19 protein-coding genes are annotated in these 21,471 nt (G+C 70.0%); 11 read left to right on the top strand and 8 right to left on the bottom strand.

Annotation, left to right across the window (positions count from 1 at the left end):
• Positions 1-53 precede the first annotated feature (53 nt).
• Complete coding sequence (locus IPH07_33330) at positions 54-1,895, top strand: serine/threonine protein kinase (GenBank protein ID MBK6922322.1); 1,842 nt, start codon at positions 54-56, stop codon at positions 1,893-1,895.
• An 11-nt stretch (positions 1,896-1,906) separates the two neighbouring features.
• Here the strand turns inward: IPH07_33330 and IPH07_33325 are convergent, their stop codons facing one another.
• The 3 genes from IPH07_33325 to IPH07_33315 form a co-directional block, all read right to left on the bottom strand.
• Complete coding sequence (locus IPH07_33325; protein ID MBK6922321.1) at positions 1,907-2,722, bottom strand: MBL fold metallo-hydrolase; 816 nt, start codon at positions 2,720-2,722, stop codon at positions 1,907-1,909.
• Between the two features lie 59 nt (positions 2,723-2,781).
• Positions 2,782-4,101 (bottom strand): Hsp70 family protein, encoded by a 1,320-nt coding sequence (locus IPH07_33320; protein MBK6922320.1) that lies wholly within the window; start codon positions 4,099-4,101, stop codon positions 2,782-2,784.
• Between the two features lie 74 nt (positions 4,102-4,175).
• Positions 4,176-4,328 (bottom strand): arginase family protein, encoded by a 153-nt coding sequence (locus IPH07_33315; GenBank protein ID MBK6922319.1) that lies wholly within the window; start codon positions 4,326-4,328, stop codon positions 4,176-4,178.
• A gap of 156 nt (positions 4,329-4,484) precedes the next feature.
• On the opposite strand from IPH07_33315, the gene IPH07_33310 reads away from it, so the two are divergent.
• The 3 genes from IPH07_33310 (at position 4,485) to IPH07_33300 (ending at position 7,068) form a co-directional block, all read left to right on the top strand.
• Positions 4,485-4,886 (top strand): hypothetical protein, encoded by a 402-nt coding sequence (locus IPH07_33310; GenBank protein ID MBK6922318.1) that lies wholly within the window; start codon positions 4,485-4,487, stop codon positions 4,884-4,886.
• Between the two features lie 58 nt (positions 4,887-4,944).
• Complete coding sequence (locus IPH07_33305) at positions 4,945-5,961, top strand: hypothetical protein (GenBank protein MBK6922317.1); 1,017 nt, start codon at positions 4,945-4,947, stop codon at positions 5,959-5,961.
• 78 nt (positions 5,962-6,039) lie between these two features.
• Positions 6,040-7,068, top strand: coding sequence for a LamG domain-containing protein (locus IPH07_33300; GenBank protein MBK6922316.1), 1,029 nt, complete (start codon positions 6,040-6,042; stop codon positions 7,066-7,068).
• A 68-nt stretch (positions 7,069-7,136) separates the two neighbouring features.
• Here the strand turns inward: IPH07_33300 and IPH07_33295 are convergent, their stop codons facing one another.
• On the bottom strand, positions 7,137-7,835 hold the full coding sequence (locus IPH07_33295) for a response regulator transcription factor (GenBank protein ID MBK6922315.1): 699 nt from the start codon (positions 7,833-7,835) through the stop codon (positions 7,137-7,139).
• Positions 7,836-8,049: 214 nt separating this feature from the next.
• Between IPH07_33295 and IPH07_33290 the strand changes: the two genes are divergently transcribed.
• The 7 genes from IPH07_33290 (at position 8,050) to IPH07_33260 (ending at position 16,004) form a co-directional block, all read left to right on the top strand.
• Positions 8,050-8,871 carry a TonB family protein gene (locus IPH07_33290; protein MBK6922314.1) on the top strand — a complete coding sequence of 274 codons (822 nt, stop codon included), beginning with the start codon at positions 8,050-8,052 and terminating at the stop codon, positions 8,869-8,871.
• A 32-nt stretch (positions 8,872-8,903) separates the two neighbouring features.
• Positions 8,904-9,578 (top strand): MotA/TolQ/ExbB proton channel family protein, encoded by a 675-nt coding sequence (locus IPH07_33285; GenBank protein ID MBK6922313.1) that lies wholly within the window; start codon positions 8,904-8,906, stop codon positions 9,576-9,578.
• On the top strand, positions 9,562-10,005 hold the full coding sequence (locus IPH07_33280; GenBank protein MBK6922312.1) for a biopolymer transporter ExbD: 444 nt from the start codon (positions 9,562-9,564) through the stop codon (positions 10,003-10,005). Before IPH07_33285 ends, IPH07_33280 begins: the two co-directional genes overlap by 17 nt.
• Positions 10,006-10,009: 4 nt before the next feature.
• Positions 10,010-10,438: a biopolymer transporter ExbD gene (locus IPH07_33275; protein MBK6922311.1), complete on the top strand. Its 429-nt coding sequence runs from the start codon at positions 10,010-10,012 to the stop codon at positions 10,436-10,438.
• 41 nt (positions 10,439-10,479) lie between these two features.
• On the top strand, positions 10,480-13,695 hold the full coding sequence (locus IPH07_33270; protein MBK6922310.1) for a TonB-dependent receptor: 3,216 nt from the start codon (positions 10,480-10,482) through the stop codon (positions 13,693-13,695).
• Positions 13,696-13,828: 133 nt separating this feature from the next.
• Entirely contained in the window at positions 13,829-15,340 is a 1,512-nt protein-coding gene (locus tag IPH07_33265) for a hypothetical protein (GenBank protein MBK6922309.1), read from the top strand.
• 19 nt (positions 15,341-15,359) lie between these two features.
• A complete protein-coding gene (locus IPH07_33260) occupies positions 15,360-16,004 on the top strand; it encodes a hypothetical protein (protein ID MBK6922308.1) in 645 nt (214 codons plus the stop codon).
• Positions 16,005-16,056: 52 nt separating this feature from the next.
• Here IPH07_33260 and IPH07_33255 read toward each other — a convergent pair whose 3' ends face one another.
• The 4 genes from IPH07_33255 to IPH07_33240 all read right to left on the bottom strand — a co-directional run bounded on the left by IPH07_33255 (position 16,057) and on the right by IPH07_33240 (position 21,360).
• Complete coding sequence (locus IPH07_33255; GenBank protein MBK6922307.1) at positions 16,057-17,571, bottom strand: hypothetical protein; 1,515 nt, start codon at positions 17,569-17,571, stop codon at positions 16,057-16,059.
• Between the two features lie 95 nt (positions 17,572-17,666).
• On the bottom strand, positions 17,667-19,043 hold the full coding sequence (locus IPH07_33250; GenBank protein ID MBK6922306.1) for a hypothetical protein: 1,377 nt from the start codon (positions 19,041-19,043) through the stop codon (positions 17,667-17,669).
• Positions 19,044-19,101: 58 nt separating this feature from the next.
• The gene (locus IPH07_33245; protein MBK6922305.1) at positions 19,102-20,040 is read right to left on the bottom strand and encodes a hypothetical protein; all 939 of its coding nucleotides are present in this window, start codon (positions 20,038-20,040) and stop codon (positions 19,102-19,104) included.
• A gap of 174 nt (positions 20,041-20,214) precedes the next feature.
• Complete coding sequence (locus IPH07_33240; GenBank protein MBK6922304.1) at positions 20,215-21,360, bottom strand: lamin tail domain-containing protein; 1,146 nt, start codon at positions 21,358-21,360, stop codon at positions 20,215-20,217.
• Positions 21,361-21,471 lie beyond the last annotated feature (111 nt).

The raw sequence follows: 21,471 nt of genomic DNA, 5'->3' as shown, positions 1-21,471 counted from the left end.
CCGAATGGCCGCCGATGACCGGATCCGTGTCGGGTCGTTCGAGCCTCGCGGTCGTGTCTGCGGACCAGCGCACCGCGTTCCTGGGCGGTCCGCCCGACGACCCGGGGATGGCGGCCGCGCGCGCGGCGGGAAGCCGGGCCGGCGACAATCGCATCGGTGCGTTGCTCGCCGACACCTATCGCATCACGCGAGCGATCGCCGCGGGCGGCATGGGTACCGTCTACGAGGCGGTGCACGTACGCCTGCAGCAGCGCTTCTCGATCAAGTTCCTCGAGCACCACCTCGCCCGCGATGCCGAGGCCTACGCCCGCTTTCGGCAAGAGGCCGAGATCGCCGCGAGCCTCGATCACGACGCGATCGTGCAGGTGTTCGACTTCAACACCGACGTCGACGGCAGCCCGTACATGGTGATGGAGTTCGTCGACGGCGTGACCCTCGACGATTGGATGCACGGGCGGCGCGCGACGCCTCGCGAGGTGTTGCGGCTGTTCGATCCGCTGTGCTCGGCGCTCGCGGCCGCGCACGCGGCCGGCATCGTGCATCGCGACCTGAAGCCCAGCAACATCATGATTCGCACGCAGACCGCCGAGGCCGGCATGCGCATGGGCGTGAAGCTGCTCGACTTCGGCATCAGCAAGATGAAGAGCGCTGCCGAGGCCATGACCCGCACCAACGTGGTGATGGGCACGCCGAACTACATGAGCCCCGAGCAGGCCTCCGGCAACACCAGCTCGGTCGACGCCACCACCGACGTGTTCGCGCTCGGTGCGATCCTCTACGAGCTGCTGAGCGGGCGGCGGGCGTTCGACGCTCCGTCGACCCCGGCGTTGCTGCACGCGATCGTCTACGACGCGCCGCCGCCGTTGACGACGCTGTGCCCCGAGCTGCCGCCCGCGGTCGCAGCGGTCGCGGAGCGCTGCCTCTCGAAGGCACCGAGCGACCGCTTCAGCGACACCCACACGCTCATGGTCGCGCTGCGGGCCGCGCTGCGCACGTCGGTCCAGCCCAAACGCACCGCCGAGGTCACCACCATCGAGCCGGTCGTGCAGCGGCGCAGTGGTGCCACGCCGTGGATCGTCGCGTCGGTGATCTCGTGTGTGGCGACGGCGGGCGCGTTCGCGTGGGCGTCGTCGCAGGCGGGGTCCAAGTCCGCTGCCGAGGCCGTCGAACCGGTCGCCGCGCCGGCGAGCTCGGCGGCCGCGGTGCCGGTCGTCACCGACGTCAGCGCGGGCTATCGCGAGGGGCTCGCGACACCGGGCGCGCTCGTGCTCGAGAGCGGGACCTCGCTGTACCGCGCCGACGCGCGCGGCCTCAGCTACTGGGCCGATGCCGACGCCGAGACCGTGATGCGCCCGCTGCCGAGCCCCGCGTTGGTCACGTCGCTGTCGCGCGCACGCGAGGGCGACCTGCTGGTCGGCCAGGCCGACGGCACCGTGACGCGTTGGGATCGAGAGCTGCGCGAGGTGCCGTGGCAGCAGCGCGTCGGCGCGCAGGCCATCCACGGCGTCGCCGCGGCGGCCGGATACCTCGCGCTCGGCATCGGCAGCGAGGTGCAGCTCGTGCACAGCGAGTCCGCCAAGCTGCTGCGCAAGTTCGATGGCAACGGCGCGGCGATCGGCCTGGTCTTCACGCGCCACCCCAGCGAGACGCTGCTGATCCTCCGGCGCGGCGAGCTCGAGCTGGTCGACGCCGACAAGCGCAAGAGCCTGGGCGTGACGCCGCTGTCGGGACACGCACTCCGCATGGAGCTCGTCGCCGAGCCGATCGACGCGCCAGCCGAGGTCGACATCGACTTCCTACAGGGCGATTGGATCCTGCGCCGTCGCTACCGCGTCCACTCGGCGCGCCGCGGTCATCCGCCGCGGCTCGAGCCGGTGTCGCAGGTACGGCTCTGACCGGGCGCGCATCACTGCGCCAGCGCCTCGTACTCGTCGACATCGTGGGCGCAGAACAGACGCACGTCTGCCCGGTGCTCCGCGGCGAGCTCGCGCAGGCGGGCCTGGTTGGCCACGCGCAGCGCGTTGTCCTGGGCCATGAAGCGCTGGAACCACCGCAGGCCGGCGGGGCAGCTCGGTGTGGCGGCGACCTCGTTGCGGTGGAAGTACGCGTCGCCACAGTGCAGCAGCCAGCGCGCGCCGGTGTCGATCGCGATACCGACATGCCCGCGTGAGTGGCCCGCGAGCTCGATCAGCAGCAGCTCGGGCGGCAGGTCGTCGAGCGAGCGCACCGCGGCGAAGCCGAACCACGGCTCGCCTTGCGCCGCGTAGGTGCGGAACTTCGCGTCGTGGGCCCACTGCGCCGGGTGATAGCGCAGACGATCGTCGAAGGTCGGCCGCGTGGTCGCGCGATCGAGCTCGGCCTGGCTCACGTGGATGCGGGCGTGGGGGAAGTCGGCGATGCCGCCGATGTGATCCACGTCCATGTGCGTGAGCACGATGTCGCGGACGTCGGACATCGCGAACCCGAGGGCCTCGATCTGGCTCACGGCGGTCGCGTGCGAGTCGAGCTGCGGCCGAATGCCGCCGAGGAACAGCCCACCCAGACGCCCGCGCGGGTCGGCGATGTCGGCCAGGCCGAAGCCGCTGTCGACCAGCACCAGACGATCGGGCAGCTCGAGCAGCACGCAGTGGCACAGCAGGTGGCGGTGCCGCGCGTCCGCACCGAACACGAGACGGCCCGCGATCGGTGTCATGCGGCCGCACTCGAGGTGGTGGACTCGAATCGTCATCGGCCGCTGGCATACCCGCTCGCGACCCCGTCCGTCGAGGCCGAATCGACAACTCACGACCCGCTGGCACGCAGCGCCAGACCCGAGGCGATCGACATCAGCTCGTCGCCACTGCGCAGCTTGTCGGCGCCGAAGCGCTGCTCGAACAGGCGCCGCACCGCGGGCACGAACGCGGTGCCGCCGGTCATGAAGACGCAGTCGATTGCTCGCGGGGCCAGCTTGGCCCGCGCGAGCGTGTCGTCGAGCGCCTTCGCGATGGCGTCGGTGGTGTCGACGATCCAGCGCTCGAAGTCCGCGCGGGTGACCTCGGCGTGGATGTCGATGGGCCCGTCGGTGAAGTGGAAGGCGGCGTGCTCGTGGCGTGAGAGCTCGAGCTTCACGCGCTCGACCGACTTGTGCAGGTGGAAGGCCTGGTTGGTCTCGATGATATGCATGAGCGCGGCGATGCGCTCGGGGTGCTGGGCGCCCCGACGCAGCCGCTCGAGCTCGGTGCGCGTCCGCGTGCCGCCCAAGAACGACAGGTGATGCCAGCGCGCCAGCTTGTAGTAGTACGAGCTCGGGATGGCCTTGCGTTGCCCGCCCATCTCGACGTAGCTGTCGCCCTTGCCCAGCAGCGGGCACACGATGTGATCGATGAGCGCGGCGTCGAGATCGTCGCCCGCCGCCGCCACGCCGCCGATCGCCACGATGTCGCGCGCAGGTGCGGTGTCGTGCCCGGTCGGGCCGACCTTCATCACGCAGAAGTCGGTGGTGCCGGCGCCGAAGTCGGCCACCAGCGCCAGCTCGGGACGCGTCAGCGTGCGCGCGTAGTGGTGCGCGGCGCCGACCGGCTCGAGCTCGAGCTCGACCTCGTGGAAGCCCGCCAGCGCAGCCGCGGCCCGCAGTCGTCGCTCGGCGAGCGCGTCGTCCTCGGGGCTGCGGCCACCGGCGAAGCGCACCGGCCGTCCGATGAGCGCGCGCTCGATGGTGCAGCCGAGATCGGCCTCCGCGCGCTGACGCAGCCGCAGCAGGTACAGCGCGATCATGTCCTCGAGCCCGAGCGCGTGGTGGGCGATCTGCGTGCGCCCGAGCGACTCACTGGTGAGGTGGGTCTTGAACGACTGCACCAGGCGACCCTCGCCTGCGGCCTCGAGGTACGCGGCGATGGCCTCGGCGCCGGCGTGGTACTGCACCGGCAGCTCGACCTTCTGCGCGTCGGGGTCGAAGAACAACAGCGTGCGCCAGCTCGGGCCCATGCCGGTTGCGACCGCGGCGGTCGGATCGACGCCGGCGGGGAACTGGGCGAATCGCACGGCACCATCGGCGTCGGCCATGGCGATCGCCGAGCTCGAGGTGCCGAAGTCGATGCCGACGCGGGGAGTGGGGGCGGTCACGGCGAGGGGCCGCGAGTGTGCCGGAACCCGGCCGGGCTTGCACGGCCGACGGCACGCGCGTCGACGCGCGTACGCTACGTGCGGGGCAGCGCGGCCAGGGCCAGGCCTTCGTACAGCAGGTGTGCCGCCAGCAAGCACGTCACGTCGGCGTGATCGAGCATCGGCGTGACCTCGACCAGATCCATGCCGCACAGGTTCACACCCGCGAGGCCACGCAGCAGGGCCATCGCCTCGCGTGCTCGGGCCGCGGAATGCTGGCGGTCCGACCACGGTACCGCGCGACCGTGAGCATGGCCGATCTGATGCGCGCACTGCTGGGGGGCGGCGCGAGTTCACTCGTGGTCCTGGTGGCAGTGCCGTTCATGTTCGGTGCGGCCGCGTGGATGCTGGCGCGCGGCGGCCATCGACGGGGCTCGCAATCGGTCGCCAACCTCGGCATTGCGGTGGGCCTCGGCGCGGTGCTGCTGGCGATCTGCTCGCTCGTGTGGATTTCGCAGCACGGTGCCAGCACGGTCACGGACGTGCCCGTGACCTGGCTGCTGGCGCCGGTGTGGATGCTCGGCGCGGCGATCATGATCGAGCACCGCATCCACCCCGGGCGCCAAGAAGCCATTCGTGCGCGCGTGCGCGGCGGCGCGATCATGGTGATTGGCTTCGCGGTGATCTACTGGCTGCTGTCGGCGATGCGCGTGTTCATGCTGGTGCATACCGGCGTGCTCGGACTGGTGGGCTTCGTCGCGGCGCTCATCGGCCTGGGCTGGGTGATGCTGCGCCGCCTCGTGTGAAGCTGGAGTAGGATGCGCGGGCGCGTCGAGGGATGCGCCCGCTGCCATGTCCACTGCCTTGCGTGTCGTCCCCCTGCTGTGCTCGCTCACCGTCGCCTGTGGCGATCGATCCGCCGCCGCCGACAGCGAAGTAGGCTCGACCGCGGGTAGCTCGGGCTCGACGCACGGCGATGGCACGGGCGCCTCGTCGAGCGAGGCCAGCGGTAGCAGTGCGGAGAGCTCGACGGGCGCGCCGGAGCTGCCGACGTGCCCGAGCTTCGCCGACGGCGAGCCGATCGGGATGCTGACCGACCCGGCGATCGTCGAGACCTCGGGGCTGGTCGCGAGCCGCACCCAGCCCGACGTGTTGTGGCTGCACAACGACTCGGGTGACACGCCGCGCGTGTTCGCGGTGCGACCGACGGGCGAGACCATCGCGAGCTATCTGCTCGAAGGGGCGTTCGCGCTCGACTGGGAGGACATGGCGCTGGGCCCCGGGCCCGAGGCCGGCGTCGACCATCTCTACCTCGCGGACATCGGTGACAACGGAACCATCCGCGGCTACGTGACGGTCTACCGCGTGCCTGAGCCCGTCGTCGATGCGGCCGGCGGCGAGGGCCTGCCGCTGGGCGGCGTGGTGCCGATCGATCTGAAGTACCCCGATGGGCCGCACAACGCCGAGACGCTGCTGTCGGACCCGCTGACCGGCGATCTGCTGATCGTGACCAAGGAGGACGCGGGGCCTTCGCGGGTGTTCCGCGCCGTCGCGCCGATCGACGTCGAGAGCAAGACCACGATGGAGGAGATCGCGACGCTGTCGTTCGGGGTCGAGCCACTGCCGGGCAGTCCGCTCGCGACCGGTGGCGACATCGCCGACGACGGCAGTCTTGCGATCGTCCGCACCTACTCCCACGCGTTCGCGTGGCGGCGACCCACGGGCGTCGACCTCGCGGAGGCCTTCGCGGGCCCGCCCTGTCCGCTGCCGACGTTGCCCGACGCCGATGGCGAGGCGCTCGCGGTGCTCCCCGGCGGGAGCGCGTTCGTGACGATCAGCGAGGGCGCGATGGTGCCCGTGCGCCGCTTCGCGGCGCAGTGAAGGTCGCGGCGTGAACGGCGAATTCCGCGGGACCCCGCGGTAGGTGATGCGCTGGCCCGGTTGCGCTACGCTCCGACGATGCGTGCGCAGTGGCTGCCTCTCGTCGGCTCGTTGCTCGCGACGGCGTGCTTCAACCCGTCGTCGAGCGCCGGTACGGCGGCGCAGGGCGAGTCCCATGGTTCGGAGACGGGCGTCGGCAGTACGTCGCAGGCGTGCGCGGCCGGTGACGCCGGATGTGATTGCTACCCCAACGCGACCTGCAACGACTCGCTCGTCTGCGACCCCGCCACCATGTTGTGCGTCCCGGACGACTGCGTGTCGGCGACGCAGGGCTGCCCGTGCATCGAGGCCCAGTGCCTGCCCGGTCTGATGTGCGACGGCGGGCTGTGCCAGCCCGAGACGAGTGCCACCGACTCGAGCACGGGCGCGGCTGCAGACAGCAGCAGCAGTGGCGGTGGCGAGTCCGATCTCGTGCTGCACCTGCCGCTCGACGATGACTTCATGGCGCTCTCCGGTGCCACCGACATCGGGCCGTTGGAGCTGCCCGTGGTGTGCGACGGCCCCGGGTGCCCGGCCAAGGTGCCCGGCCGCATCGGTGACGCCGCCAGCTTCACCGGCTCGAGCTACCTGACGGTCGCGGGCACGGGCCCGCTCGATCTCGCGGGCGCCTTCACGATCGCGTTGTGGGTGCGCGACACGACCAACTCGACGAGCACCCGGGTCTTCCTCAATCGACTCGTCGGCGATGGCAACCTCGCGAGCTATGAGATCGAGTTCTACTCGGGGCAGCTGTTCGCCGCCGTGTCGGATGGAACCACGCCGTACACGCTCGGCGCGGACCATGCCTTCGACCCCAACCAGCCCTGGTTCCACGTCGCGTTGGTGGTCGATGGCGCGACCGCCACGCTGTACCGCGACGCCGTGGCGGTCGCGACCGTCGACGGGGTCAGCATCGGCTACCAGGACGCGCCGCTGGTCTTGGGCGCCGACAACGATACCGGCAACATCTTCGATGACTTCTTCGTCGGCGAGCTCGATGATCTTCGCGTGTACGCGCACGCGCTCGACGTGGTCGAGCTCGAGGCGTTGATCGTCGCGGCGGGTTGACGCCCCGTCGACCTCCAACCGCCGTCGCGGGGGCTCGAGGGTGGTGGTGGGCGTGCCCGCGCCCGGCTCTATTCGACGTTGGGGCGGTAGCGATAGCCGACCCCGCGCAGCGTCTCGATGAAGTCCGACGCCTCACCGATCTTCTTGCGCAGGCGTTGCACGTGGGTGTCGACCGTGCGCGTGGGAATGCCGGACTGATGGCCCCAGACATCGTGCAGCAGGGTCTCGCGGGTCTGCACGCGCCCACGTCGCGAGGCCAGCGTGTGCAGCAGCTTGAACTCGAGCGCGGTCAGCTGGATCTCTTCGCCGCCGATCCATACGCGGTGCCCCAGCGCGTCGATGCGCACCGGGCCGAGCTCGATCAACGTCTCGCTCGACTCGGGCTCGGGGTTCTGTGCGCGTCGGAGGATCGCGCGCACGCGCAGCACCAGCTCGCGCAGGCTGAACGGCTTGGCGATGTAGTCGTCGGCGCCCACCTCGAAGCCGACCACGCGATCGATCTCTTCGTCGCGCGCGGTCACCATGACGATGGGCAGGTTGCGGGTGGCGTCGCGTGCCCGCAGTGCGCGGCAGACCTCGGTGCCCGAGAGATCAGGCAACATCAGATCCAAGAGCACGAGATCCGGCAGCGGCTCGCGGGAGGCCAGCGCGAGCGCATCCTGGCCGTTGTGAGCCGCGACGGTACGGAAGCCCTCGCGACGCAGAGCATGCTCCATCGTCGCCACGAGATCTTGTTCGTCATCGACCACGAGGATGGTGGTGGACATCGGGATCATGACCGTCGCGTGCCCACGTCACAGGCAGGTGACGCCACCGAACCATTGTCGGGCGTCCGCGTCGATCGGCGCGCGTGGGCCACGCCTGTGTGACGCGGGCCGCAGTTACGTCACATCACGGCACCACGACACTCTGCGTTCGTGACACACCTGAAACATCGCCGCCATGCGTCGGATACCGGGCGCGGCCATAGTCCCGCTGCGCATGCTCGGCGGATTCGATCCCAGCAGCGAGAAGCTGTTCTTCCAGCGACGCCGTGGCGGCGCGCTGCTGACGGCGATCGCCATCTACGCGGGCGCGTTGGCCTACGGGCTCACGCGTGACCACGACGAGGAGATCGTCGATGTCGGGCTCGAGCCCGAGCTGAAGGACTTCGCGGTCGAAGAAGAACCGGTCGTCGAGGAGGAGCCACCTCCGCCGCCGCCGCCCGAGGCGAAGGTGCAGGTCACCAGCAAGCCGAAGCCGAAGCCGAAGCTCAAGCCGCCGCCAGCCAAGCCGCAGGACGTCGCGCCCGAGACCAACGTCGGCAAGACCTACGACGCGCCCGCCGGTGGTGGCACGCCCGGTGGCACCGGCACCGGTACCGCACCGCCCAAGCCGGCCAAGCCGAAGCTCGAAGCACCGCCCAAGCCCAAGGTCGAAGCGCCGCCCAAGCCGAAGAAGCCCGAGGCCGAGCCGATCGATCCGACCAAGCCGATCGACAGGCCCGAGAACGCGACCGCGGCCAAGCCCGATCCCGGCAACAAGTCGCCGGCCTATCCCGAGTCGCTGCGCGACCAGGGCATCACCGGCGAGGTCGTGCTCAAGCTGCACATCCACCGCGACGGCACCGTCCGCGGCGCCAAGGTCCTGCGCAAGCGCAGCACCGCGGCCACCGAGGAAGAGAAGGACGCCGCGGAGAAGCTGTTCCTCAAGGCCGCGATCGATGCGGTCAAGAGCTGGAAGTTCACGCCCTCCACCATCGCTGGCGAGCCGATCTCGGTCTGGCAGCAAGCGACCATTCCGTTCTCTCTCACCGGCGGCTAGACGCCCGCTTCGGTCCGCCAGGAGTCATCGTCATGGAGCTGTCACTCGTCGAAATCTGGGAATCCATGGGCCTCATGGCCCGCCTCGTCGCCATCTCGCTGGTCGGGATGGGCTTCGCGAGCCTCGTGGTCGCCATCGAGCGCATCATGGTGCTGCGTCGCGCGACCGCGCTGTCGTCGGCGTTCGCCACCAAGGCCCGGCCGCTGCTCGAGGATCGCGACGTCGACACGTTGCTCGATCTGGCGCGCGGGGCCGAGTACGCCAAGGCACCGCTGCCGCGGCTCATCCGCTTCGGCCTCGAGAGCTTCAAGGCCAACCGCAAGGACGAGGCCGTGGATGCGGTCGAGATGTCGCGCCGCGAGCTCGCGCGACGCCTCGAGCAGCTCGCCGCCGAGGCCCGCCGTGGCATGGGCATCCTCGCGTCGACCGGCTCGACTGCGCCGTTCATCGGCCTGTTCGGCACCGTCATCGGCATCATCACCGCCTTCCAGGGCATCGCTGCCTCGGGTGGTGGTGGCATCGGTGCGGTCTCGGCCGGTATTGCCGAGGCGCTCATCGTGACCGCGGTGGGCCTCGTGGTCGCCATCGGTGCGGTGTTGGTCTTCAACTACCTCACCGCGCGTTTCGACAAGTTCGACATGACCATGCAGCACGCCGCCAGCGAGCTGGTGGACTACTTGGAGGGCGCCGGTGGGCGTTCAGCTTGACGCTGGTGGCGGCCGCAAGCGCGGCATCGCCCCTAACATCAACGTCACGCCGTTGGTCGACGTGGTGTTGGTGCTGCTCATCATCTTCATGGTGGTCATCCCCAACATGCAGGATGGCAAGACCATCGAGCTGTTGAAGGTGACCGCGGCCGACAAGGTCGACACCGAGAACGAGCCCATCACGCTCACGGTCGATCGCGCCGAGGTCTGCACCTACGAGAAGGTCGACATGAGCAAGGACCAGTGCATGGCCGCGCTGCGGCAGGCTTGGTCGGAGAATCCAAGGCGTCGCGTGTTGCTGCGCGGCGACGCCACGCTGCCGTATCGAGTGATGCGCGGCTACTTCCACGAGGCCCAGCAGATCGGCTTCGCCGGGGTCTCGCTGGCGGTCGGCGTGGGTCGCGAGTGGTCGTCGGAGGAGAGCTAGCACCATGGGCATGAGCATCGGCACCGGCTTCAAGGCCAAGGTCCGCCCCGACATGAACGTCACGCCACTGGTCGACGTGGTGTTGGTGTTGCTCATCATCTTCATGACGCTGGCGCCGGTGATGACCGAGGCGTTCAACGTGCGGCTGCCGCCCAAGGACGACACCGACGAGCAGCTCGATCAGGTCAACGACGCCGACAAGCCGCTGGTGCTGAGCGTGCTCGCCGATGGCTCGCTCGAGGTGAACACCGTCGCGCTCGCGCGCGAGGAGCTGCCGGAGCGTCTGCGCCGCATGTTCAATGCGCGCCCCGACAACGTGCTCTACCTCGACGGTGACGACGAGGCGCCCTACGGCGCCGTGCTCGGTGCCGTCGATCTGGCGCGCAGTGGAGCTGCGTCGCCGGTGGTGATGATCACCAAGAAGCTCGAGTAGCGATCGCGATCCACTCGCGCTTGCAGAAGGCCAACATGACGATGTCTCGCCGGGTCCAACGGGTCCTGCTCGCGATGGGTCTATCCGCAGCTCCGCAGGTGGCACGCGCCGCGCCGCCGGCGTCGCGTGACTACCAGGGGCCGGGCGCGGTGACGCCGACGCCACCGAGCGCCACGCCGCCGCCGTCGACACCACCGTCGACGCCACCGGGCGCGGCCCCGACGACGCCGCCGGCCGAGACGCCGCCGCCGGCCGAGACGCCGCCGCCGGCCGAGACGCCGCCGCCGGCCGAGACGCCGCCGCCGGCCGAGACGCCGCCGACACCCGCCAAGCCCACCGGCCCGGTCGCGCCCGCCGAGGAGGAGAGCTGGGACGGTGGCTTCGAGGTCGTCGATCTCACCGAGGACAAGGAAGCGCTCGCGAAGGAGCTCGAGGTCAAGACCGTCGAGGTCAAGGGCGACGCGGGCACGATCCGCGGCAAGCTCAAGGACGCGACCACCGGCGCGCCACTCATCGGCGCCTACGTCGAGGCGCTCGGCACCCAGTACAAGACCAAGAGCGATCTCGAGGGCAACTACGTGCTCGAGCTCCCGCCGGGCACCTACGACCTGCGCATCCGCAGCGACGCCAACGAGCCGCGCCGCATCTCGGGCGTGGTCGTCAGCAAGGGCAGCGACGAGACCATCAACAGCGAGCTCACCCAGCTGGCGGGCGCGAACATGGTCGTCGCGGTCAAGGCCGAGATGAACAAGGAGAGCGAGGGCGCGCGGCTGCAGCAGCGGCGCGAGTCGGCGGCAACGCGCGACATCCTCAGCCGCGAGAGCATCTCGAAGTCGGGCGGTGGCTCGACCGCGTCGGTGGCGGTGCGCATCGTCGGTGCGACCGTGCTCGACGGCAAGTACCTGTTCGTGCGCGGCCTCGGCCACCGCTACGGCAACACGCTCTTCGACGGCGCGCGCCTACCCTCGCCCGAGCCCGACATCCGCACCGTGCCACTCGACATCGTGCCCTCGGGTGCGCTGTCGGCCATCAACGTGCAGAAGACCTTCACGCCCGATCGGCCCGGCGACTTCGCCGGCGGCTCGGTGCAGCTCGAGAGCCGCGAGATCCCGCGCAAGCTACTGTTCGAGCTCAACCTGCGCACCGGCGGCAACACCCAGACCACGTTCCGCGACCGCACGTTCGAGGGCGGATTTCCAGGGCCCGATGCGTTCGGCTTCGGCAACCTGCCGCGCCGGCTGCCCGACGCGATTCCCAACGATCATCCCGCCAACCGCAACGCGCTCGGCGACGACCTCAAGCCGGTGTGGACCGCGAAGCAGATCGAGCGCTTCGGCGAGTCGCTCTACACCGACACCCGCGTGCGTCGCGGTCGCGTCGCGCTGCCGGATCTGAACGGCCAAGCGACGGTCGGCTACGGCTTCAAGCCCACCAACACCAGCAAGCTCGGCTTCCTGGTGTCGGCCGGCTATCGCAACCAGCGTCGCACGCTGCGGGAGAACTGGAAGTGGTACTCGGTGGTCGAGGAGCCGACCGGCTCGGGCAACTACGATCTCACCGCGCCGCGCATCGACTTCCGCGGCATCCGCACCGTCGCCAACGCGCAGTGGTCGACCGTCGCGATGGTCAAGTACGACGTCGACGAGCACAACAAGCTCAGCGCGCTGGCGTTCTACTCGCGCGATGCCGACAACGAGGCCCGCTCGCTGACCGGCCCGGCCGAGAACGGCGACCTGCTGACCACGCGCATCCGCTACGTCATGCGTTCGATCTTGCTGACGCGCCTGGGTGGTCACCACGTGATCCCCAAGGCGAAGGATCTCGCAATCGACTGGTTCGGCTCCTACGCCCAGGCGCAGCGCGACGATCCCAGCATCCGCGACATGGTCTACCAGCCCGATCCCGGCGCCGGCGACTGGCGGCTGTCGGGGTCGGGCGCCAGCGTGATGTTCTTGAACCTGAAGGACCACACCGGTAGCGGCGCGGTCGACTTCACGCTGCCGTTCAAGCAGTGGCGACAGCTCGATGGCAAGGCCAAGATCGGCGTGTGGGCCGAGGGCAAGGATCGCACCTTCACGGTGCGCCGCTTCACCTTCCAGACCGTCAACGGCATCGATGCGCCGCTCGGCACCGGCAACCTGCTCATCAACAAGTACATCGGCGGCGGCCTGAGCCCTGCGGCCGGTGGCCAGCAGCCGTTTTACCTCTCCGAGACCACGCAGCCCTACGACAGCTACCGTGCGGAGCAGCAGATCTACGCCACCTACGGCATGCTGGACCTCCCGATCGTGCGGTGGTTCCGCATCGCCGGCGGCGTGCGCTTCGAGGCCAACCGTCAGAAGGTCGAGCCGTTCGATCAGTTCACCGGCCAGACCGACGCAATGCGCTCGTCGAAGATCAAGAACAACAGCGTGCTGCCCTCGCTGTCGTTCATCTTCCCGGCGACCGACAAGATGAACGTGCGCATCGGCGCCACGCAGACGGTCGCGCGACCCGAGTTCCGCGAGCTGGCGCCATTTCTGTTCTCGGACTTCGCCGGCGGCATCACGGTGCTGGGCAACCCGAGCCTGAAGTCGGCGCAGATCTGGAACGGCGATCTGCGCTGGGAGTGGTTCCCGAGCGCCGAAGAGGTCGTCGCGGTGTCGCTGTTCGGCAAGTACTTCATCGATCCGATCGAGCGGACGATGTCGGCCGGCGCCAGCAACCCCAACGTCTCGTTCCGCAACGCGCGCTATGCCTACAACGTCGGCGCCGAGCTCGAGCTGCGCAAGAACCTCGAGTTCATCACCAAGCAGCTGCGCGAGGTCTCGGTCGGCGCCAACTTCGCGTACGTGTTCTCCCGCGTACGTTTGAACGACAACTGCGCGATCGAAGATCCGCTGTGCGATCCCGAGGCCGCCAAGGACGTCTCGACCTCGCGCGTGCGGCCGCTACAGGGGCAGTCGCCGTTCGTGGCGAACGCCTACCTCGACTGGGAGCACAAGAGCAGCGGCACCAGCCTGCGTCTGCTCTACAACATGGTCGGCCGCAACCTCGCGTTCGTCGGCGGCAACAAGCTGCCCGACATCTACCAGCAGGCGATCCACCAGCTCGACTTCGTCGGCAAGCAGCGCATCTACAAGAACCTCGCCGGCCTGCTGCAGGTCGGCAACATGCTCAACTGGCCGATCGTGTGGCGACAGGGGCCGCAGAAGGCGCTGAACTACCGCATGTATCCGGGTGCCACGATCATGTTCGGCATCTCGTATGAGCTGTAGCGCCCCGCGGCGTGACGATCGCTCGGCCGCTTCGTGACAGAGAGTTCGCTTGCGTGCACTCGAACGGTCACTTCGGTCAGCCATAACGCTGGCCGAGAAGCGGGACCACTTCTTCACCCGCAGGAGCTTTTCCATGCAGCGCCTCAGCAAGATCTGCGTCGCCATCGCCCTCCCCCTGGGGCTGGCTGGCTGCCCGTCGGACACCGACAACGAGACCAATGCCGACGACACCGGCGCCGACACCACCGACGGCTCGGCCTCGGCGACCGACTCGGCCTCCGCCTCGGCCTCGGCGTCGGCCAGCGCGTCCGCTTCGGCGACCGATTCGGCTTCGGCCTCGGCGACCGACTCGGCCTCCGCGACGATGACGACGACCAGCGTCGACACGACCGACACCGACACCGACACCGGCCCCCCGCCGGGCTGCGTCGACGGTGACGACCCGAACGCGCCCCGCATGGAGGTCGCCGCCGAGGTCACCGCCGACACCACGCTGACCTGCGACACCGTCTGGGTGCTCACGACCGCGACCTTCGTGCGCGGCGCGACCCTGACGCTCGAGCCCGGCACCACCGTGGTCGGCGCCAACGGCAGCGCGCTCGTCATCGACGTCGATGCGCAGATCAACGCCGCCGGCACCGCCGACGCGCCGATCGTGCTGACCTCGGCGCAGGCCAAGGGCGAGCGTCAGCGCGCCGACTGGGGCGGCCTCGTGCTGCTCGGCACGGCGGTCACCAACCTGCCCAACGGCGTCGGTGATGCCGAGGGCTTCGCCGACCCGCCGACCTACGGTGGCAGCGACGCTGCGCATGACTGCGGCACGCTGCAGTACGTCCGCGTCGAGTGGGCCGGCTTCGAGCTCGTCATGGACAACGAGTTGAACGGCATCACGTTCTACACCTGCGGCACCGACACCACCGTCGACCACGTGCAGAGCCACATGGGCTCGGACGACGCGATGGAATTCTTCGGCGGCGCGTTCGATGCCACCTACCTGATCCTCTCGGGCATGGCCGACGACGCCCTCGACGTCGACCTGGGCTTCACGGGTTCGTTCCAGTACGTCGTGGTCCACCAGGATCCGGGCGAGCCCGATGGCAACCACGGCCTCGAGTGGTCGAACGGCCCCGACAACTTCACCGCCGAGCCGCTCACCAGCCCGACCATCGCGAACCTCACCTTCGTCGGTCAGGGCGAGGGCGGCAATGCGATGAAGAGCATCGGCTACAACATCAAGCAGGGCGCGACGATGGCGGTGTACAACTCGTACTTCACCAACGTCACCGGCCCCGGCGCGACCTTCCAGGATCAAGCCACGCTCGATGTCGCCGACGGCGGCATCATCAACGAGGGCGTGCTGTGGGGCACCCACGGCGCGTTCGGCCACCAGGGCTCGGGCCCGTACACGTGGACTGACGGCGAGTGGGCCGACTTCTTGCTGGGCCAGGACGGCGTGCAGGACAACGTCGACCTCGGGCTCGACGGGACCTGGACGGCGCCGAACCTCAAGCCCGCCGCCGGCGGTCCGGCCGACGGCGCTGGCGTCACGCCGGGCTCGCTCGAGGCCACGACCTACGTCGGTGCCGTCGATCCCAACGGCGACGACTGGACGCAGGCCGGCTGGATCAACTGGGCGATCGACTGAGTCGACGCGGACGCAATCGATGGGACGACGGCGCTGGATCTTCTCGCTCTCGCTGACGTGCTTCGCAGGTTGCGTGGCCGAGCAACGAGAGCGCGACCCGGCGCCGGTCGTCGTCGCGTCGGCGGACGTGGCGAGCCCACGCGCGAACGCGGCGAAGCCCGCGGTCGCAGCGTCGGCCGCACCCGCGGACGCGCGCGCGGTCGAGACCGAGACCGAGGTCGGCGATGCACCCTTCGCGGGTGCGCAGCCCTCGACCGAGGCGCTCGGCCGCGCGGTCGTGCAGGCGCTCGCGAGCAACGATCGCGTCGCGCTCAGCGCACTGGCGATCGACGCCAGCGAGTACAAGACCCGCTTGTTCGGGGCCATCGCTCGCCATCCATCGGCGTTCGCGATGGGCCCCGATCTGTTGTGGGACATGCATGCCGGCGAGAGCTTCGGCCACCTGCAACAGACGCTCGATCGCCTGGGCGGTCAGCCGCTCGAGTTCGTCGCCGTCGAAGTGCGTGCCACCGAGGCGCACCACGGCCTCGTCTTCCACAAGAAGCCCGTGCTCCGCGTGCGCGATGCCGACGGACAGGAGCTGCGCCTCGGGGTGCTCGGCACCATCATCGAACACCCCGCGAGCGGTGGCTTCAAGCTGCTCAGCTTCCGCGACGTCGACTGAGGCGGCGGCCATCGGCGCGAACGCTGTCGGATCGATCGGGCACGCGCGATCGTCACTGACAGGCGAGCACGTTCTCGCAGCCGGCGGGCAGGAAGTGCTGCGCCATCGTCTGCGTCAGGTCGCACTTCAGCTTGGCGTGGTTGGCCTGGGTGACGCAGCGCTGCATGGCCTTGTGGACCGAGCACCACGCGAACTGGTGGCCGAAGTCGGAGTTGCCCATTGGGCCCTTGTCGCCGTTCTCATAGCAGGCACGGCCGACGTCGAGCCGCAGGTCGGCGAGCTTGGCGGCATTGTCGAAGTTCTTGCGGATCTCGCTGCACGCCGCGGCGATCGAAGCCGCGTCGTTGCCGACGTTGCCGATGTCGATGTCGCAGCTGTGGGGCTCGTTCTGCTCGAACTGCTTCATCGTGCTGTGGCGCTGGTCGCAGTCGGCCTGATCGCCCGACAGCGGCACGTCGACCGGGATGCCGCACCGCTTGGTCTCGGTGGTGCCCGAGGCCTCGACCTTGTAGGTCGGGATCGAGCCGACCGAGAGCACCGCCTGCAGTGCTGAGCCCGCCTCGGCCAGCGCGTCACCCTCGCAGCTGGCGATGCCGCCGACCAGGCCCGCGACCGCGCCGAAGATGCCACCGACGACCGCGTCGATCTGCGTGACGTCGCCCGCGAAGCACACGGTCGCGGCTGCGAAACCACCACCGCCGGTGGCGAGCCCGACCACGACGCCGCCGCCTTCGCAGGCCTTCGAGATGGCCTCGCCCGCCGCTGCTCCGGCCGCGCCGCCGCCGACGGTCCACTTTGCGATGCAGTCGAGCGCGGGGCCTTCTTGCACGCGCGGCGGCTGCGTCAGGCCGAGCGATGCGTCGGCATCGACGCTGCAGCCCGATTCGTCCTCGCTGACGGCACAGTCGGCATAGCCGTCACAAACCCACGACCACTCCACACAGAGACCATCGTCGCAGCGAAAGCCGTCGCAGCTGTCGCCGCCGGACGGATCGCCGCCAGACGGATCGCCGCCGGACGGATCGCCTCCGCTGCCGCCGCAGCCGCTCTCGTCCTCGCCGCCGCTGCAGTCGGAGTAGCCATCGCACTGCCAGCTCGCGTCGATGCAGCTGCCGTCGTTGCATGCGAAGCCCGAGCAATCACCGCCCCCGCCGCTGCCGTTGCCGCCATCGTTGCCGCAGTTGGCCTCGTCTTCGCCACCGCTGCAGTCGGTGATCGCATCGCACCGCCAGCTGGCGTCGATGCACTGACCGTCGTTGCACGAGAAGCCGCTGCAGCCCAGGCCGCCGCTGGGGTCGCCGCCGCCATCGCTGCCGCTGCCGCCCGCGCTCGGATCGACACCGCCATCGCTGCCGCCGCTCTCGCCCTGGCCGCTCGGCACCGGGGTGTTGGCGTTGTCGACGAGGTACTGCGCGATGGGGCCGTAGTCGCCCTCGACGACCTCGCGGACGTCGTCGGCGGGGCCGAGCCCGAGCTCGCGCCCGCGGCCGGCTCCGTCGTCGCATGCGCCCAGCGCGAGGCCGAGGGCCGTCAGCAGGATCGAGTGGGTACGGCGCTGCGCGGACATCTCGCGAACATGGTTCGCCCGGCCCTGCGCGAGGTTCCCACGGGCGTCCCACGACTCGTCGCGGGGCGATCGCGACGGCGCGGCGCGTGTCGCCCTCAGCCCGGCACGAAGCGCGCGACGTGCACGTCGACGTTGAGCGGATCGCTGCCGGTCTCGAGCACCTCGAGCGCGAAGCTCGGGTTGCCGTCGGCATCGAAGCCGATCGAGGTCGGGCTCTGGTAGTCGTCGTCGGTGTCGCTGGGGCTGATGCGACCGAGCGCGGTGAAGCTCGCGCCGTCGTCCTCGGACACCGAGAGATAGACCCCGACCACGCCGTCGACCGACGCCTGGTGCAGCACCAGCACGCGACCCCACGGGTCGACGCCGACCGCCGGGCGACGCTCGTCGAGGTTGACCTCGTCGGTGACCTGCACCGGTGAGCCGAACACCTCGTCGTTCGTCGCGGCGTGGAAGACCTCGGCGCAGGTCTCGGTGCCGCACGGCAGGCTCTGGATCCACACCAGATGCACGCCGGCGACCCCCCGTGCCATCGACGGCGAGAGGATGGCGGTGCCGAGCCCCGACAGCTCGTTGGTCTTCCAGTCGCCGCTACGGTTGGTGGCCTGCAGCAGCGTGCTCGCGCTGGACTTCACACAGACGAGTACGAAGTGGAACACGCCGGTGGGCGCCGAGGCGCCGGCGATGTCGGTGCACGTCGTGGTCGCCGCGTCGACCAGCGGCAGTCGCTTGCTCGGCGCGTCCTCGAGCAGGAACTCGCTGACGAACACCTCGGGGGTCGCATCGGGCTGCGAGCCGTCGATCGCGGCCGAGATGTACGCGATCGCGAGCTCGCCGTCGTCGGTGGCCACCAACGCGGGGTGCTGATCGGCACGCGCCTCGGTGGCGGGCTCGAGCGCGTCGCTCAGGTTGCGCGGTGGCGTCCAACCATCGAGCTTCGCGATCGAGACGAAGACGTCGTCATCGTCGTCGACCGCGGTGCGGCCCGACCACGCGACGATCGGAAACGGCGCCGAGACCATGAACGGGAACGTGTTCTGGACCCCGGCGTAGGACGTGAGGCTCTCGCTGATCCAGCTGCCACCGTCGTGACTGGCGGCCATGATGTTGAGCGTCCCGATGTCGTCGGGCGCCGTCTCGGCCCAGGTGACCAGCTCGCGGCCGTCGACGGTGAGGGCGCGGCGCGGGTGGAAGCCCATGATCGGCGTCATCGAGACGTTCTCGAACATCCACGTCCCGCCCGCGAGATCGGGCGGCTCGCCGCCGGTCGAGTCGGCGCCGCCGCTCGAGACCTCGGCGTCGCCGCCCGAGTCCGCACTGGTGGCCGGGTTGGTCGCGCTGCCGCTGTCACCGGGGCCCTCGGATCCGCCGTTGGAGATCGAGCCGATGCTGCCGCCCGTGACGCCGGGCTCGCCACCGCCGGCACACGCGGTCACCAGCGCGACGACGAACGACCCGGTGCGGGGCAAGCTCATGCACCGAGCATATCAGCACCCGCCGCGATCGCGATCGCGCGCAGGGAGGCGACCGCGCTCACGCGCCGTCCCCGGACAGCAGGCGGGTCGTGGGCTCGCCGTTCCTCCACCCCAGCATCGCCTCGTACGCGCCCTCGTAGTACTCGTCGTCGTAGAAGACCTCGTCGATGCCGTCGCCGTCGATGTCGAGCACGGCTCGGACTGCCAGCCAACCGTCCACGCCGGGGCGCGTCACGTACTCCAGTGAGCCGTCCTCGCGGCGCATCAACATCGCCGACGCGCGGTAGAGATCCGTGTCCTCACCCGCGGGCAGGGGTGCATCCAGGATCACCACATGGGTGCGGCCGTTGCCGAAGCGGCCTGCGTACACGCTGATGTGGCGCTTGCCGATGCGGGCGCGGCGGAACAACGAGCGCGCGTCACGGGGTACCGCTGCGAGCACGGCGTCCCGCACCGCGCCGACCGGGTCGTCACCGAGCAGCGAGAGCTCCGACTTGGCGGGCTTGGTGAAACGCAGCGTGTCGGGCACGTCGTCGCCGCGGATCGCCACCACCCGCCTCGTCGCGGGGGTCTTTGCGCCGCCGAGCACGACCAGGAAGTGACCCTCGCTGGCGCCGCCTTCGACACGGAAGCCGCTGACGCTGCGACGCAGCACGCCGCCGCGGGTCACGAGGGTCCAGGTGTCGCCGATCCGCCAGCCCTTGGGGATCACGGCCGCGTCGGCCGGGAGGAACTCGGGCGCCGACTCACCGGCGGCGGCTTGGGCCTGGAGCGCGCGGCCCATCGCGTCGGCCTCGAGGTCGATGATGTCGACGGTCCAACCGCGCTCGGGATCGGGGTAGGCCATGTGGATCGTGCCGCGGCGGCGACGCTCGGGCGTCGGCGGTGGGGTCTCGGCGGGTGCGTCGGCGATCGCGTCCGCCCCCGCGTCCGCGTCCGCCGACGGTGGTGCGGTGGACGGGGCATCTCCGGGGTCCTGCGGCGCGGTGCCAGGCACTGCTGCGTCCGCGCGGGACGTCGCGTCCGCGCCAGCCGACGCGGCGTGCGTGTCGCCCTGCGCGCGTCCGCCCGAGGGTGTACAGGCAAGCAGGAAGCAGGGCAGCCATCGATGCGCGCGCATGGGGTCGTAGCGACGACGCGCCGATGGTGCCCGTCTAGTTCCGCTGTCGCGCTACGGGCAGTCGTTCGGGGCGCCCGGGGTGCCGGTCTGGCCGAGCCCGTAGACGTGGCTCGACAGGCACCAGGCATCCCCCTCGTCGTTGCCGTCGGCGCCGAGCTTGCGGGTCGCACGGGCCACGCCCGGCTGCGCCGCTGGCCACGCGCCGTCGCTGCGGTACTGCACCGCGTCGAGCACGACGTCGTGGCACGCGATCGTGATCGAGTCGGCGTCGGCGCGCAGATCCACCGTCTGGGGCATCAAGAAGTCCGGCACGAAGCCCAGCTCGTGCGCGCTACCGCTGCCGATGGTCGCGTAGCCGCCCTCGGGGATCACCACGTAGCTGTCGATCTCGAAGCTGTCGCTCGCGATGTCGCCGCTGACGACACACCCCGTGAGCACGCGATCGCCCCGCGTGGGGTTGTATAGCTCGAACCACTGGCCCTCGGCGGCGTCGGGGTCGGCCAGCGGCGCGGGGAAGAACTCGGTGATCACCAGCGACGGCGGTGCGCACTCGCTGCCGCTCAGCTGACAGGTGTCGCTGCACTTGCAGTCGCCGCCGAACTCGCCGGCCTCGCAGGTCTCGTCGCCGTTGACGACACCATCGCCGCACGTGCTGCAGTGGGTGAGCTCGAGCTCGCAGGATGCGAGGCACGACAGCGTGCCGACGTTGAAGCCAAGGCTCGCGCAGGTCTCACCGCGGACGTCGTCGCCATCGCAGGCCTCGTTGGTGTCGGCGTGCCCGTCACCGCACTTGGAACAGTGGCTCTCGTCGAACTCGCAGGCGTCGTTGCACAGCAGCGTCCCGTGCAGCCAACCGAGGTCGGCACAGGTCACGTCGCCCACGGACCTGTCGCAGGCTTCGCCGTGCTGCACGACGCCGTCGCCACACACCGCCAGTGGCTGCTCGCCGTCGCTGCTGCTGCCGCTGGCGTCGCTGCTGGCGGACGCGTCGGTGTCGGTCGGCTCGTCCTGGGGATTGCTGCCCGGGCCTTGGGTTGCGCCGACGGTCACCGCGTCGTCTCGACCGTCGGACCCAGAGCTCCCCGGCACGCCCGAGCTGCTGTCACTGCCACCGTCGGCCCCGATGCTGTCTCCGGTGCACGCGCACAGGTACATCAGGGCCAGGCACATCGCCCTGCTCACGTCGTTGCTGCTCATCTTCACCCCTACGAACGGAACCATTGACGCGCGGGGGTCGAGTCATGACGCGGGCCATCCCTCGGCCGCGAATTCGTCCCAAGCACACCGTTGTCGCCCCGCGCGGGCGTC

It is taken from the genome of Deltaproteobacteria bacterium, assembly GCA_016709225.1.
Taxonomy (GTDB): domain Bacteria; phylum Myxococcota_A; class Polyangia; order Nannocystales; family Nannocystaceae; genus Xiheibacterium; species Xiheibacterium phototrophicum.
Note: the sequence above shows the minus strand (reverse complement) of the source record. Positions and strands in the feature narration are given on the sequence as shown.